At 70.4% G+C, this 14,827-nt stretch carries 11 protein-coding genes; 6 read left to right on the forward strand and 5 right to left on the reverse strand.

All coding sequences use genetic code 11. From position 1 onward, the window contains the following. The first annotated feature begins 159 nt into the window (after positions 1–159). Positions 160–3,006, forward strand: a complete 2,847-nt coding sequence (gene leuS, locus ON39_RS32650; protein ID WP_040739958.1) for a leucine--tRNA ligase — start codon at positions 160–162, stop codon at positions 3,004–3,006. A 12-nt stretch (positions 3,007–3,018) separates the two neighbouring features. Here the strand turns inward: leuS and ON39_RS32655 are convergent, their stop codons facing one another. Next, complete coding sequence (locus ON39_RS32655; RefSeq protein ID WP_040739959.1) at positions 3,019–3,792, reverse strand: polysaccharide deacetylase family protein; 774 nt, start codon at positions 3,790–3,792, stop codon at positions 3,019–3,021. A 140-nt stretch (positions 3,793–3,932) separates the two neighbouring features. Then, positions 3,933–4,634 carry an SDR family oxidoreductase gene (locus tag ON39_RS32660; protein ID WP_040739960.1) on the reverse strand — a complete coding sequence of 234 codons (702 nt, stop codon included), beginning with the start codon at positions 4,632–4,634 and terminating at the stop codon, positions 3,933–3,935. A 119-nt stretch (positions 4,635–4,753) separates the two neighbouring features. On the opposite strand from ON39_RS32660, the gene ggh reads away from it, so the two are divergent. After that, positions 4,754–6,091 carry a glucosylglycerate hydrolase gene (gene ggh / locus ON39_RS32665; RefSeq protein ID WP_040739961.1) on the forward strand — a complete coding sequence of 446 codons (1,338 nt, stop codon included), beginning with the start codon at positions 4,754–4,756 and terminating at the stop codon, positions 6,089–6,091. A gap of 94 nt (positions 6,092–6,185) precedes the next feature. Continuing rightward, positions 6,186–6,920: a glycoside hydrolase family 25 protein gene (locus ON39_RS32670; RefSeq protein ID WP_051187417.1), complete on the forward strand. Its 735-nt coding sequence runs from the start codon at positions 6,186–6,188 to the stop codon at positions 6,918–6,920. Between the two features lie 60 nt (positions 6,921–6,980). On the opposite strand, the gene ON39_RS32675 is transcribed toward ON39_RS32670, so the two are convergent. From ON39_RS32675 to ON39_RS32685, 3 genes are all read right to left on the reverse strand, one after another. Next, positions 6,981–9,047, reverse strand: a complete 2,067-nt coding sequence (locus ON39_RS32675) for a PhoX family protein (protein WP_040739962.1) — start codon at positions 9,045–9,047, stop codon at positions 6,981–6,983. Positions 9,048–9,188: 141 nt separating this feature from the next. After that, positions 9,189–9,992, reverse strand: a complete 804-nt coding sequence (locus ON39_RS32680; RefSeq protein ID WP_040739969.1) for a hypothetical protein — start codon at positions 9,990–9,992, stop codon at positions 9,189–9,191. 68 nt (positions 9,993–10,060) lie between these two features. Next, the gene (locus ON39_RS32685; protein ID WP_040739963.1) at positions 10,061–10,594 is read right to left on the reverse strand and encodes a lipoprotein LpqH; all 534 of its coding nucleotides are present in this window, start codon (positions 10,592–10,594) and stop codon (positions 10,061–10,063) included. Between the two features lie 144 nt (positions 10,595–10,738). Here ON39_RS32685 and ON39_RS32690 point away from each other — a divergent pair, with 144 nt between their 5' ends. From ON39_RS32690 to ON39_RS32700, 3 genes are read left to right on the forward strand one after another with little or no spacing between them, the layout of a single operon-like run. Continuing rightward, positions 10,739–12,160 carry a hypothetical protein gene (locus ON39_RS32690; RefSeq protein ID WP_040739964.1) on the forward strand — a complete coding sequence of 474 codons (1,422 nt, stop codon included), beginning with the start codon at positions 10,739–10,741 and terminating at the stop codon, positions 12,158–12,160. Further along, positions 12,160–13,188, forward strand: a complete 1,029-nt coding sequence (locus tag ON39_RS32695; protein WP_040739965.1) for a hypothetical protein — start codon at positions 12,160–12,162, stop codon at positions 13,186–13,188. Before ON39_RS32690 ends, ON39_RS32695 begins: the two co-directional genes overlap by 1 nt. A gap of 1 nt (position 13,189) precedes the next feature. Further along, complete coding sequence (locus tag ON39_RS32700; RefSeq protein WP_040739966.1) at positions 13,190–14,698, forward strand: tetratricopeptide repeat protein; 1,509 nt, start codon at positions 13,190–13,192, stop codon at positions 14,696–14,698. The last annotated feature ends 129 nt before the right edge of the window (positions 14,699–14,827 follow it).

The following is a 14,827-nucleotide window of genomic DNA, read 5'->3' on the forward strand; positions in this document are numbered from 1 at the left end:
AGCGCATCGGTGCCGGCCGCCCGCCGGGGCGGCGGGTAACCGCGACGCGGACGCGCCCGCACGAGGGGAGCGCGGCCCGATTTTCGGTGCTGCGGCCCGCACGTTCTACCCTGATAGACGAAGTTTGTCGGGGATCGGCGATCACAAGAAGGCAGGACCGTGCAGGACACTCGTGCAACCGATAGCGATGTACCCGAGCACCGGTACAACGCGGAGCTCGCGGGCCGCATCGAACGTCGGTGGCAGCGGACGTGGAGCGAGCGCGGGACCTTCCATGCGCCGAACCCGGTGGGCCCGCTGGCCGGCGCCACCCCGCCGGACAAGCTGTTCGTGCAGGACATGTTCCCCTACCCGTCCGGCGCGGGCCTGCACGTCGGGCATCCGCTCGGCTATATCGCCACCGATGTCTTCGCCCGCTATCACCGGATGCACGGGCGCAACGTGCTGCACGCCCTCGGCTACGACGCGTTCGGCCTGCCCGCCGAGCAGTACGCGGTGCAGACCGGCGCGCACCCGCGCGACACCACCGAGTCGAACATCACCACCATGCAGCGCCAGCTCGACCGGCTGGGCCTCGGCCACGACCGGCGCCGCTCGTTCGCGACCACCGATCCCGAGTACTACCGCTGGACGCAGTGGATCTTCCTGCGCATCTACAACGCCTGGTACGACACGGAGCTGGACCGGGCGCGCCCGATCGGCGAACTGATCGATCAGTTCGCGAGCGGCACGCGGCCCGCCCCCGACGGCAAGGACTGGGCGAGCATGACCGCCGCCGAGCGCGCGGCGGTGATCGACTCGTATCGCCTGGTGTACCAGACCGATTCGATGGTGAACTGGTGCCCCGGCCTCGGCACGGTGCTGTCCAATGAGGAGGTCACCGCCGAGGGCCGCAGCGAGCGCGGCAACTTCCCGGTGTTCCGTAAGCGGTTGTGGCAGTGGATGATGCGCATCACCGCCTACTCCGACCGGCTGGTCGACGACCTCGAGCGGCTGGACTGGCCGGAGAACGTGAAGGCCATGCAGCGCAACTGGATCGGCCGCTCGCGGGGCGCGCAGGTCAGGTTCGACGCCGACGGTGAGCAGATCGAGGTCTTCACCACCCGCCCCGACACGCTGTTCGGCGCGACCTACGTCGTGCTGGCGCCCGAGCACGAGCTGGTCGACACGCTGACCGCGGCCGCGTGGCCCGAGGGCACCGACGCCCGCTGGACCAACGAGGGCGCCGCGACCCCGGCGGAAGCCGTTGCGGCCTACCGCAAGTCGATCGCGGCCAAGTCGGATCTGGAGCGCCAGGAGAACAAGGAGAAGACCGGCGTCTTCCTCGGCAGCTACGCCACCAACCCGGCCAACGGCGCGCCGATGCCGATCTTCATCGCCGACTACGTGCTGAGCGGCTACGGCACCGGCGCGATCATGGCGGTGCCCGGCCACGACCAGCGCGACTGGGATTTCGCCACCGCGCTGGGCCTGCCGATCAAGGAGGTCGTCGCGGGCGGCGATCTCGCCGTCTCCGCCTACACCGGCGACGGCGCCATCGTGAACTCCGACTACCTGAACGGCCTGTCCATCGAGGAGGCCAAGGCGACGGTGATCGCGCGGCTCGAGGCCGACGGGCACGGCAAGGGCACCATCCAGTACAAGCTGCGCGACTGGCTGTTCGCCCGCCAGCGCTACTGGGGTGAGCCCTTCCCGATCGTCTACGACGAGGACGGCGCGCCGCACGCGCTGCCGGAATCCATGCTGCCGGTGCGCCTTCCGGAGATGGACGACTTCGCGCCGGTGACCTTCGACCCGAACGACGCGAACTCCGAGCCGTCGCCGCCGCTGGCGAAGGCGACCGACTGGGTCGAGGTCGAGCTGGACCTCGGCGACGGGCCGAAGCGCTACCGGCGCGACACCAACGTCATGCCCAACTGGGCGGGCAGCTCCTGGTACCAGCTGCGCTACGCGGACCCGACCAACTCGGCGGCGTTCTGCGCCAAGGAGAACGAGCAGTACTGGCTCGGCCCGCGCACCGGCGAGCACGGTCCCCACGATCCGGGCGGCGTCGACCTGTACGTCGGCGGGGTCGAGCACGCGGTGCTGCACCTGCTGTACGCGCGGTTCTGGCAGAAGGTGCTGTTCGACCTGGGCGACGTGTCCGGGTACGAGCCGTACCGGCGGCTGTTCAATCAGGGCTACATCCAGGCCTACGCCTACACCGACGAGCGCGGCGCCTACGTGCCGGCCGCCGAGGTGATCGAGCGCGACGGCGCGTTCTTCTGGACCGACGCGACGGGCGCCGAGGTCCGGGTGAACCAGGAGTACGGCAAGATCGGCAAGTCGTTGAAGAACGCCATCTCCCCCGACGAGATGTGCGATCTGTACGGCGCCGACACCTTCCGCTTCTACGAGATGTCGATGGGCCCGCTGGACACCTCGCGGCCGTGGGCGACCAAGGACGTCGTCGGCGCGCACCGCTTCCTGCAGCGCGTCTGGCGGCTGGTGGTGGACGAGGAGACCGGCGGGCTGCGGGTCACCGAGGCCGAGCCCGCGCAGGACACCCTGCGTCTGCTGCACAAGACGATCGCCGGCGTGGACGAGGATCTGGCCGCGCTGCGCGACAACACCGCGGGCGCGAAGCTCATCGAGCTGACCAACCACCTCACCAAGACCTACCCCGACGGCGCGCCGCGCACGGTGGTCGAGCCGCTGGTGCTGATGCTGGCGCCGCTGTCGCCGCACATCGCGGAGGAGCTGTGGGAGCGCCTCGGGCACACCGAGTCCCTCGCGCACGGCCCGTTCCCGGTGGCCGATCCGGCGCTGCTGATCGACGAGTCGGTCGAATACCCGATTCAGGTGAACGGCAAGGTGCGCAGCCGGATTCAGGTGCCCGCCGGCGCCGACAACGCGGCCATCGAGGCGGCCGCGCTGGCCGACGAGAAGATCGCCGCGGCGCTCGGCGGCGCCGCGCCGCGCAAGCTGATCGTCGTCCCGGGACGGTTGGTCAATATCGTCGCGTGACGGGCGCTCGCCTCAGCGCGGCGGGAGCAGGACGTCGTTGAGCGTGACCATGGAGAGGTTGCGCTCCTTGATGATGTCGACCAGCTGGCCGTAGCAGTGCGTGACGGCGGGCGCGTTGGCGTGGCCGATGATGATCGTCTGCGGGTGAAAGTACTTGCGCGCGCACTCGATCAGGTACTCCTCGGTGATGACGCCGGAGTCCGAGAGCGAGCCGTACCACATGGTCGGCACGGTGTAACCGAGGTCGGCGGCGACCTTGTCGACGGTGGCGTTGTGCCTGCCGAAGGGCGGGCGGTAGTACGGCGCGCCGTCGACGCCGAAGGTGTTGCGCAGGAAGGTTTTCGCGCGCTCGAGCTGTGAGGCGACCGCGCCCGCGGCGAGCTTGGTCAGGTCGGGGTGGTCCCAGGTGTGGTTGGCGAGCTGGATCTGACCCGAATCGGCCAAGGGGCGCAACGCGTCTCGGTGGATCGTCCAGGAGTCGTAGTAGGCGGTCACGAAGAAGGTGAACCGGGCGCCGGTGTCCCTGGCGAACTTGATGTACGCGCCGACCACCTCGGGGCTGGCCCCGTCGTCCACGGTCAGCGCCATGCCGCTGCCCGGCCCGGGCAGCGCGGTGATGGTGGCGGCAGGAATCGGGGTCTTCGGCCCGCCGGGCGGCGGCGGGATCAGCGGTGGCGGCGGGGCGAGCGGCGGCAGGCCCCCGGCCGATCCGCTCTCGATCGGGTCGCCCTCCGCGACCGCGCATCCGGCCAACGCGACGGCCGTACCCGCGGCCAGTAACAACATCCGGCGTCTATCCACTGCTTTCGCACCCTTTGCCTGGTCGAACGAGCCGCCGCCCGCCTCCGGCGGCGGCACAAACAGCGACAGGCTACCGACCGAAGTTGTCCACCGCCTGAACCGCTGATCACGCAGGGACGACGGCCCTAGCTCGGGGCGGGCCGGAGCACGACCTCCGTCGGATGCCCGTCCCTCGGGGTCTCGAGCGCGTTGCGCACCGCGCCCGCGACCGTCTCGGCGCGCAGGAACTGCTCGGGCCGGTACTCGCGGCCCTCCTGCGCGATGATCTCGCGCTGCATGTCGGTGTCGATGCGGCCGGGGTGGATGGAGGTCACCCGGAGCGCGGGCTCCTCGAGCCGCAGCGCGTCGGCGAAGGCGCGCAGCCCGAACTTGCTCGCGGCGTAGGACGCCCAGCCCGCGTTCGCGCGCAGCCCCGCGCCCGAATTGATCAGCACCACATGCCCGCTCGCCGCGCGCAACGCGGGCAGCAGCAGCCTGGTCAGCTCGACCACCGCGATCAGGTTGGCCTCCAACGTGTTTCGCCACTGCTCGACGGTCGAGTCGGCGATGGCGGACAGGTCCTGGATGCCCGCGTTGTGCACGAGCACGTCCAGCCGGCGGATCGACGCGGCCGCCGCGGCCACCGCCGGGTAGTCGGTCAGCTCGACCGGCCACCCCGTCGCGTCGGGCAGTTCCGCGCGGATGTCGCGCAGCGCGTCGGCCGACCTGGCGCCGAGCAGCAGATCGTAGGTCGGCGCGAGCTCACGGGCGATGGCGGCGCCGAGGCCGCGGCTGGCGCCGGTGATCAGCGCGGTCGGCTTCGGGGAGCTGGTCACGGCATTGGTCATGGCCCCACCGTAACGGGCCGCGCGGGCGCGGCATTCGCGAGTGAGCGGCGCCGGGCACGAGCTAGGCCCGACGCTGCCGCCGAGCGGCGCACGCGCGGATGACATCGCAGAATAGGTGGATGACGCACCCGGGTTTCACCCCGACTCAGCTCGCGGCGCGCGCCGCCTACCTGCTGCGCGGCAACGACCTGGGCACGATGACCAGCGCCGCGCCCCGGCTGTATCCGCACATGTGGAGCTGGGACGCCGCGTTCGTCGCGGTCGGCCTCGCCCCGCTGAGCGTGGAACGGGCCGTGATCGAGCTGGACACGCTGCTGTCGGCGCAGTGGAAGAACGGCATGATCCCGCACATCGTCTTCGCCAACGGCGTCGACGGCTACTTCCCCGGGCCGGCCCGGTGGGAGTGCCGCAGGCTGGCCGCCAACGCGCCCGACGGCCCGGACACCTCGGGGATCACCCAGCCGCCCGTGCACGCCATCGCGGTGCAGCGCATTCTCGATCACTCCCGGCGGCACGGGCGCGGCACCCGCGCGGTGGCCGAGGAGTTCCTGAACCGCCGCTGGCCGGATCTGGTGCGCTGGCACCGCTGGCTGGCGCACGCGCGCGACCCCAAGGAGAACGGGCGCATCACGCTGTATCACGGCTGGGAGTCCGGCATGGACAACTCGCCGCGCTGGGACCGTGCCTACGAGAACGTGATCCCCGGCGACCTGCCGCCCTACGACCGCGAGGACGTGCGGGTGGTCGCCGACCCGACGCAGCGCCCGAGCGACCGCGAGTACGACCGCTACCTGTGGCTCGTCGAGCAGATGCGCCGCGGGGGTTACGACGACTATCAACTGGCCTCGACCATGAGCTTCGCCGTCGAGGACGTGTTCGTCACCGGCATCTTCGCTTTGGCCTGCGAAGTGCTCGCCGAGATCGGCGAGGAGTACCGGCAGCCGCTCGCCGACGTCCGCGATCTGTACGCGTGGGCCGACCGCTTCCGGGCGGGCGTCGTCGCGACGACCGACGCCCGCACCGGCGCGGCCAGGGATTTCGACGTGCGGTCGCGGCACTGGATCAGCACCGAGACGCTGGCGATGTTCGCGCCGCTGCTGTGCGGCGGCCTGCCGCGCGATACCGAGCGCGGGCTGCTGCGCGTGTTCGAGGGTCCGCGCTTCTGCGGGCATCCGGATCTGCGCTACGCGCTGCCGCCGTCGACCTCGCCGGTATCGCGCGAGTTCCGTTCCCGCGAGTACTGGCGCGGCCCGGTGTGGCCGGTGATGAGCTGGCTGTTCTCCTGGGTGTTCGCCCGGCGCGGGTGGGCGGAGCGCTCGTACATGCTGCGCGCCGAGGGTTTACGCCAGGCCAGCGACGGCAGCTTCGCCGAGTACTACGAGCCGTTCACCGGGGAGCCGCTGGGCAGCATGCAGCAGTCGTGGACGGCGGCCTCGGTGCTCGACTGGCTCGGCTGAGCCGCGCGTCCGAAGCAATCTTCGGTGAATGTTGCGCAAATGCATCTCGTGCAACATTGGTCACAGCAAGAGCTAATGGCTATCGTCAAAACCCATGGACATTTCTAGGTGGGGTTCGACCATTCGTCGCCGCGGCACGGCACTCACGCTGATCGCGCTCTCCGGCATTCTCACCGCTACCCTCGCCGCGAGCGCGCAGGCGGCGCCGACCGGCCCGGACGTCTCGTCCTGGCAGCACATCGACGGCCGGCTCATCGACTGGTTCGCGGTGAAGCGCTCCGGGCACGACTTCGCGATGGTCAAGGCCACCGAGGGCCTCGGCTACGTCAATCCGTACTTCGTGCCGGACAGTCTGCTGATGCGCGCGGCGGGTGTCGCGCGCGGGACGTACCACTACGCGCGGCCGAATCTGGCGCCGGAACCGCAGGCGGCCTTGTACGCCACGGTGGTGCTCGGGCAGAACGGCGCGCTCGATCTGCCGCCGGTGCTCGACCTCGAGACCACCGGCGGGCTCGCGCCGGCCGCGCTGATCGACTGGGCACACCGGTACCTGAACACGGTGCAGGCGCTGACCGGACGCACCCCGATCGTCTACACCTATCCACACTTCTGGCGCACCGCGATGGCCGACACCGACGAGTTCACCCGCTACCCGCTGTGGATCGCCGACTACCGCGGCAACGAGGCGCCCGAGGTGCCGGGCGGCTGGCCGACCTGGACGTTCTGGCAGACCACCGACAGCGGCGGCATCGACGGGATCGCGGGCCGCACCGATTTGAACGTATACAGCGGCGCGCAAGGCGATTTCGCGCGCTTCGCCAATATGTAGGCCGCCGAGACCGCCGCTCTCCCAAGCTGTCCCAGTGGCGGTCTCGCGAGAATCGTTCCGTCAGAAGCCGATCCGGCCGCCGTTCTTCTTCCACACGACCGCGACCGACGGCCTCGGCTGCGCGGCGCCCCCGTCGGGCCAGTGCGACAGCGGGTTCTCCGGCGTGGCGTCGTCGGCTTCACCCGGATGCTGCACGCACACCAGCACCCGCGACTCGGTGACCACCGGCCCGCAGGTCTCCGCCCCGCGCGGCACGGTCAGGAACTGTTTGGTCGCACCGCGATTCGCGCCGTCGAGCACCACCGAGAACAGACCGTCGTTGGACTTCAGCGCATTGCCGTCGGTGGAGATCCACAGGTTGCCGTAGGGATCGAAGGCCAGGTTGTCCGGGCAGGAGATCGGGCTGACCTTGGTCTTGTCGAAGCCGGCGAAGTAGGTGTCCGCGGCCTTCGGGTCGCCGCAGACGAGCAGCAGCGACCAGGTGAACTTGGTGCCGGTGTGGTCGTCGTCGATCTCGAGGATCTGACCGTTCTTGTTCATGTTGCGCGGGTTCGCCTCGTCCGGGCCCTGCTTGCCGTCCTTGCCGCGGTTGTCGTTGTTGGTCAGCGCGACGTACACCTTGCCGGTGTAGGGGTTGGCCTCGAAGTCCTCCGGGCGGTCCATCTTGGTGGCGCCGACCTTGTCCGCGGCCAGCCGGGTGAACACCGCGACCTCCTCCGCGCTCATCCCGTCGACCAGCGACTTGCCCTTGCCGTCAGAACCCGTCTCCAGCAACGGAATCCAGCGACCGGTGCCGGTGAAGCCCTTGTCCGAGGGCGTCGCGCCGGTGCCGTCGACCTTCTCGGGGTGGTCGCCCGTCAGCTGCGCCACGTACAGCGTGCCCGCGTCCAGGATGGTCAGATTGTGCCGCATGCTCGACGCGCCGCCGCCGGACTGCACCTTGCGCGAGGACACGAATTTGTACATGTAGTCGAACTTTTCGTCGTCGCCGGTGTAGGAGACGACGTCGCCGCCCTTGGTGACGTAGATGGTCGCGCCCTCGTGCTTGAGCCTGCCCATCGCGGTGTGCTTGATCGGCGTCGAGGCGGGATCCCACGGGTCGACCTCGACCACGTAGCCGAATCGGTTGGCCTCGTTGGGTTCCTGCGCCAGATCGAATCGCTTGTCGGTGCGCTCCCACCGGTTGGGCGTCTTGCCGGGGGTGAAGCCGTACCGCTTGAGCCGCGCCGCCGCGGCGGGTTCGGTGACCTTGTCGCTGTTGGCGAAGTAGCCGTTGAAGTTCTCTTCACCGGAAAGCACCGTGCCCCAGGGCGTTACGCCTCCGGAGCAGTTGGCTATGGTGCCGAGCACTTTCGTACCCGTCGGATCTGCGCTGGTCTTCAGAAAGTCGCTGCCCGCGGCGGGCCCGGTGAGCTTGAACTCGGTGGTCGCGGTGATGCGGCGGTTGTACTTCCCGAAGGCGGAGGTCAGCTTGCCCGTGCCCGCTTCGCCATGCACCTCGACGACGGACAGGCCGTGCGCGGCCTGGGTGATCGCGTTCTGCTCGTCGGTCGGCGCTTCCTTGTCGTAGCCGCGGAACATGTGCGGACCCGTGGTGTATTCGTGGTTGACGACCAGCAGGTACGCGTTGGCCTGGCCCTCGATCGGCAGCAGCGCGGCGAAATCGTTGTTGTACCCGAACTGCTTCGCCTGCGCGGCGGCGGACTGCTTGTCGAAGTCGAAGGCGGGCGCGTCGGCGAAAAGCGGGTCGCCCCAGCGGATCACCACGGACTGGTCGTAGCCGTCCGGAATCACGATCGCGTCCTCTTTGTTCGGCGCGACCGCGCCGAACTCGGTCCCGGTGCCGGGCGGGCCATTCGGCGACGGGGTAGCCGAACCGGCGTTGCGCGCATCGTCGCCGCAGGCCGCGAGCGCACTGCCCGCGCCGACCGCGAGCACCGCCGCCGCGCCGCCCTTGAGCAGGCCGCGCCGGTTCAGGGAACTGACGATATCGCCGAAGTACGCCCCGCCCGAGGTGTTCGGCACCTCGTGGAAACAGGCGTTCCCGCATTTGTATTCGCAGGTGACAGCGGCACGGGCGGATTGGCCGTCGTGCTTCACGAACAGGGCGAGTGGAGTCAGGCGCACGGGCGGAACGGTAAGCGATTCGGACAATAGGGAAACGACAGCGAGATGAACAACCGGACAATTAGGACGCCCTCAGGCGATGCGCCACGCACGAAAGCCGCGACTTACCCCGAGGGGAAAAGTCACGGCATTCGGTGGGGGCTAGGCATTCACCGCAAGGGCGATGACGACCTCGTGCTCGTTCTCCGGCAGGTAGTGCACCCGCAGGATGCGGCCGACCTGTACCTGGCCGACGCAGCTCGGTGCGAGGAATTTCTCGACGCGGGTGGTGAAGGTCGACCCGTCGGGGCGGGTGACGGCCAGGCCGAGCTCGATCTTGGAGTGGCCGTCGCGGATCTCGCCGGGCACCGAGAGCGACTGCACCACCGCCTGAGTGGCGATGCCGCGCTCGGCGATGTCGAGCTTGTGCCTGGTCGTGATGCCCTTGCGGATCATCGACTCGTTCATCGCCCGCTGCGCCATGGACGCGTCGCCGGACAGGTCGACCTCGACGCGGTCGGTCCGGTCCGGCAGGTAGCGCACCGGGAGCACGACGCCGGGTTGCAGCAGCGCCAGCTCGGTGAGCGGCACGATCATTTTCGCGGTCGAGGCGAAGGTCTTCCCGTCGACGCCTTCGACGCTGAACTCGATGCGTACCTGCGGCTGGTCGTTGACGGTCAGCCCGGTCTGCGCGAACGACCTGATGGTGCCGAGCCCGACCAGGCCGTCGCGGAACGCCGCGCTGTTGCGGCCGGTGAAGGCGGCGAGAATGCCCTCGCCGGTGAACGCGAAGACCATCGGGACGAGGGTGAGCGCGATGATCGGCAGGACCATCTGCCAGCCGAGCCAGCCCATGCCGGCGGGCTCGAACTCGTCGGCCCCGACGTAGGTGAGGCCGTGGAAGAGGTAGTAGGCGACGGCGAGCGCCGCGACTCCGACGGCGATCCAGCGGAGAGATTTCATGATGTTCCTCGGGCTTGTTCCAAAGTTGTTGTCGGCCCGCCCGAGTCGGCTCGGGCGGGCCGGGGACACGCTCAGCCGACGACGGTCGAGCAGGCGAAGGTGACGTCGAATTTCGAGGTCTTGGGTCCGGCCAGCGGGTTGGTCAGGTCGGCGCTGACACCCTCGCCGGTGACCTTGTAGGTGTTGCCGTCCTTGGTGAGCGTGGCCGAGCCGCCGGGCATCCCGTTGCCGAAGCCGATGGCGTACGGCTGGCCGCCGTCGCCGCCCTTGCTGCCCGCGATGCCCACCGCCTGCACGGTGTCGGCGCCGGTGATGGTGGCGCTCACCGAGAGGTTGCCGTAGGTCGCGTTGGCGGCGTCGGTCAGCGCGAGGGCCAGGGTGCCGCCCTGCTTGGCGCAGGTGGTGGTGAACGCCGCGTCGAAGGCCTTGCCGTCGACCGAGGCGGTGGACTTGCCCGACGCCTGCGGGGCCGGCGTGGCCTGCGGGGCGGGGGCGGCCGAGGACTTGGCCGGGGAACCGCCGGCGTTGTCGCTGCACCCGGTGACGAAGAGGGCGGCAGCGGCGGCGGAGGCGACAAGGGCGGCGGTGACGGACTTGGTGTTCATGGCTTCTCCTGTGTTCGTTCGGCCGCGGTGTCTGGGCCGATACGAGAAAGGTAGGAACGGTTCGCGCCCTACCGATCCCAGGTTTTGCCGGGGTCGAATCGGACAAAAGTCCGTTAACCTGGTCGAATGCGACGACCGCGCGCCATGGTGCTCGATGAGGTGTGGCGCGAGCTCGACGGCGTCGAACCGCTCAGCGGTCCGCACGGCGGGCCACTGCGCCGCACGGTGAAGCTGATCCTCGATCCGCTGGTGATCCGGCCGGTGCAGCATCCGGCGTGCGCGGGTCCGATCGTGACGGCCGACGGCGCGGTGCTGCTGGCCGCCAGGGTGCACGCCGCGGCGGACGTGCTGCGCGCGACCGCAGCCTGGTTCACGGTGCTCAAGCAGGTGCGGCGGGCGCTGCGGATCACCGAGGGGCACCCGCAGGATCTGTACTTCCAGCGCTGTTTCGAACTCGCCACGGCGTCCGGGCCGCCGGACCCGTTGCGGGACAGGGCGATTGCGGAGGCGACGCTGCGTGACGTGCACGAGTACGCGGCGGGACGCACCACCCAGGCGCTGAAGGAGTATGTCGCCGAACGCACTTCGGAGCTCGCGGGGCTGGTGGAGGTCGCCTGGCGACGCCGTCCGCTGACCGGTCCGGTCGGCGCGGACCACACCTGCGCGCTGGCCGAACTGCTCGACGCCTGCGCCGCCGCGCGACTGGAGGACCGGCGCGACAACGGACAGTCGACGCTGGACCGCTTGGTCGACGCGCGGGCGGGAACCCACGCGGGAATTCGTCTCTGGCTCGCCGAATCCAATTGGTCCGCAGCGGAACTCGGGCTGACGACGCATGCCCTGCCGCAGCCGCCCGCCGTCGGCACGTCGGCCTCGAAGTCGACGCTGGGGTTGCCGTTCGATCGCACCGTGTACGAGCGGGTGTTCACGGCGCTACAGGTCTCCAGCGAACGCGCCGAGCTGCCGCCCATTCCGGAGTTGGTGACCACCGAGATCGCCCGGAGCTGTTCGCCGTGGGCACTTTTGGACGAGACGCTCCGGGTGGCGGCGACGGCGGGTGTGGCGCTGGCGAACGGGCTCGCGCCGATCGGCGTGCGTACCGGCCTCGGCAGTGTGTCGAAGTCCGGCCGGATGCCTTTGGCGATCCAGCCACCGGCGGCGCAGGATGGGACTGCGACACAGGGCCGGGGTGCGTCGCGTTCGCCAGCGACGGGTCCGGAGGACACGACCGCGCATCGAGTCGTGAACGGGCGCTGGCAGCGTGAGGCCTACGTCCTGCAGGCGCGCAGGCTGGTGGTGCGCGCCGATACCGAGTCACCGCCGACCGGCCCGCTCGCCGCCATCGCCGCCGAGCTGTCCACGCCGTGGCGACCGTATCTGCGCCGGCTGTGGGTGCGCCTGCACGGTCGCGATGTGCGCGAGTTCGCGGTGTACGACCCGGACGAGCTGTGGGATCTGCTCGACGGCGTGGCGCGCTCGGTCATCCTCGATCACCGGACGCGGGTCAAACAGGCACTGAGCGTGGCCGCGGCCCAAGCGGATTCGACGGAATCGAGGGCGAGCTGATGAACCAGACCGTGCGAATCCGGCGCGCGGCCGACGGCCTTGTGATCGTCGCGCCCGACGGCGCGCCGACCGTCCTCGACGCGGCCGCGGAGATCGACGTGCTCGTCCTCGAGGCGGCGGGCGGGCACCTGACGTGGAGTCTGCTCGCCGGGCAGGCGCTGCCCGCCGCCGTGCTCGACGACGTGCCGCTCGCCCAGGACTGGCTCTGGGCGGTGTTCGGCGAGGAGGTCGCGCTGGCGGTCGACGCGGGCGCGACCGCCGAGCTGACCGCCGCGCCCGGCCTGCCCGAACTCGTCACGAGCGCAAGACGACTCGGGTACGCGCACTGGGCGGCGCGCTGGTGGCCCGCGTCGGTGCTGGACGGCATCGCGCCGCTGGACGAGCGGCTGTTGCTCGACGATATCGCGGCCCTGGCCGAGGCGTGCGAGATGCTCCTCGACGGCGCGGACGAGGCTTTCGACCTCGCCGAACTGGAGTCTGACCGAGTGCCGCAGGCCCACGGTCGCGCGGAGGACTACGCCCTCGCGGCGGGTCCGGCGACGACAGCGCCGCACGACGCCATGGTGCTCGCCAGGGGCGTCGGCGGCTGGGACTGGCGGCGCTGCCCGCCCAGGCTGCTCGACGCTTCGGAGCAGGCGGTCTCGTGGGAGGTGCTGCGGCACAACGGGATCACCACGATTTCGGTGCGCGCGGTCGCCTCGCCGCAGGCCCACTTCCCACCCCACCTACGGCCACACGCGCTGATCCGCACTGCCGCTGACTCCGCCGACGTGGCGCTGACACTGGCCGGGGACGCGTGGTGCGCCGAGGCGCCCGCGCCTGACGGCGCGGAATCCGCTGTGCACGTCGCCATCTACGTACCGGGCGTGGGCGTGGCGGACGACGGGCTCGGTGGTCCCGAGGTCCGGCAGCGGGTGCGCGACCTCGCCGCCCGGCGCCTGCGTCGCGCGAGCGACCCGGCCGACGACTCCGCGGACGCCCCGCTGCTGGCCGAGATCGACGCCGCCGCAGCGGATTCGGACTTCTGACATGGCCGACCCGACACCGGATGACGGCCGCGACCTCCTCGTCGCGGGCGGGGACGCGTACACGCGCGGGGATATCGCCGGAGCACTGCGCATCTTCGAGGACGCCGCCCGCGCGACCACCGGCGAGGTCCGCATCGGCGCCATCGTCAACGCCGCGAGCATGGCCGACGAACTCGGCGACCACGCCAGATCGCTGAGTCTCTACCGCGAGGCGCTCGCCGCCATGCCCGCGCATGCGCCTCGACTGCGGCCCAACGCGCTGGTCAACATGTCCCAGGCACTGCAGCATCTCGGCGAACTGGACGAGGCGCAGGCCGCGCTGGAGCAGGCGCGCGAGCTGCTCGCCGACAGCACCGATCAGGGCGTGCTGCGCGTCGCCTGCCTGCTGTCGCTGACCGCCGTCGCCCTGCACCGCCAGCACTGGGCGTACGCCGCCGAGCTCGCCGCCGAATCCCTCGACGCGGCGCGACGTTTCGCGCCGCAACTGGCCGGGCATCCGCTGATGAACCTGGCCGCCACGTACTTCGAGACGGGCCGGCGCGACCTCGCCGTCGACTTCGCGCGGCAGGCGCTCGCCGCGTTCGAGGCGGCGGGCGACCGCAATGCCGTCGCCGAGACCCAGCAGAACCTCGCCATCATGCTGGTTCGGCTCGATCGCTACGACGAGGCGGGCGAGCCGCTGGCGGCGAGCCAGCGGTACTTCGAACAGGCCGGGCTCGGCCACCGGGCCGGGATCGGGCTCAAGACAATGGCTTTCCTCGCGGAGGGGCGCGACGACCTCGCGCTGGCGCAGGAGCTCTACGGCCGCGGCCTGGCGTACTTCGTCGCCTCCGGCGCGGTGCTCGACGCCGCCGACCTGCGGATGCGCCTGTCCACCGTGGCGTTCAAGAGCGGCAGGCACGCCGAGTGCGAGGAATTGCTCGCCGAGGCGTTCGACGCGTACGCCGAGCGCGGCCTCGGATTGCGCTGTGCCCAGCTCGATTTCTGGCACGCGTCGCTGTGGGAGACCGCCGTCGCGGACTCTCCCGAGCTGCTCGCCCAGGCCGTCGATCTCGCCGTCCCCGCCGCGCTCGCCATCGACGCGGTGCGCTACACCCTGCCCAACGGCAACCAGCGCGACCAGTGGAACCGCCAGATCGCCGACCCCGCCATGCGATTGGCCTTCCGCCTCGCTTATCTGTCCGGCAACGGACTGCTCATCGCGGACCTCATCGAGACACAATGTGCCGGAACGACTTTGAACATAGACCGATCCGAGACTGGCCGCGCCGCCCGGCTACCGCTCGAAATCCTCGATCCTCCCGAGGATCTCGCCGAGCATCCGGGTTCGGCCGCGCTCCAGCTCGGCGCGGCGCTGGCCGGGGTCGCCGCGAGCGCGGGCCTGCCCGTTTCACCGCCGCCCCGGCTCGCCCTCGCCGCCGAGGGCCGAATCGCGCTGGCCCCCTTCATCGCCGCCGCCGAGCAACGCTACGGCCGCGTCATTCGCGACAGCCGGGTGCTGACGGTATGACCGAGGATCAGCCGACCGTCGTCGTGCGCATGGCGGACGCGGGCGACGTTTACATGTCCTGGCGGTGGATCGGGGACACCGTCCCGCGCGGCGCCGCCATGCTGCCGGAGGAGCCGGTGCTGGACGCGG

Origin of the sequence: Nocardia tenerifensis NBRC 101015 (genome assembly GCF_000308715.1) — a bacterium.
Taxonomy (GTDB): domain Bacteria; phylum Actinomycetota; class Actinomycetes; order Mycobacteriales; family Mycobacteriaceae; genus Nocardia; species Nocardia tenerifensis.

What these genes read in the sequence shown, in the direction of transcription:
- ON39_RS32670 (WP_051187417.1), top strand. Translation starts at nt 6,186, where the DNA reads ATGGACATTTCTAGGTGGGGTTCGACCATTCGTCGCCGCGGCACGGCA.
- ggh (WP_040739961.1), top strand. Translation starts at nt 4,754, where the DNA reads ATGACGCACCCGGGTTTCACCCCGACTCAGCTCGCGGCGCGCGCCGCC.
- ON39_RS32690 (WP_040739964.1), top strand. Translation starts at nt 10,739, where the DNA reads ATGGTGCTCGATGAGGTGTGGCGCGAGCTCGACGGCGTCGAACCGCTC.
- ON39_RS32660 (WP_040739960.1), bottom strand. Translation starts at nt 4,634, where the DNA reads ATGACCAATGCCGTGACCAGCTCCCCGAAGCCGACCGCGCTGATCACC.
- ON39_RS32700 (WP_040739966.1), top strand. Translation starts at nt 13,190, where the DNA reads ATGGCCGACCCGACACCGGATGACGGCCGCGACCTCCTCGTCGCGGGC.
- ON39_RS32695 (WP_040739965.1), top strand. Translation starts at nt 12,160, where the DNA reads ATGAACCAGACCGTGCGAATCCGGCGCGCGGCCGACGGCCTTGTGATC.
- ON39_RS32655 (WP_040739959.1), bottom strand. Translation starts at nt 3,792, where the DNA reads ATGTTGTTACTGGCCGCGGGTACGGCCGTCGCGTTGGCCGGATGCGCG.
- ON39_RS32685 (WP_040739963.1), bottom strand. Translation starts at nt 10,594, where the DNA reads ATGAACACCAAGTCCGTCACCGCCGCCCTTGTCGCCTCCGCCGCCGCT.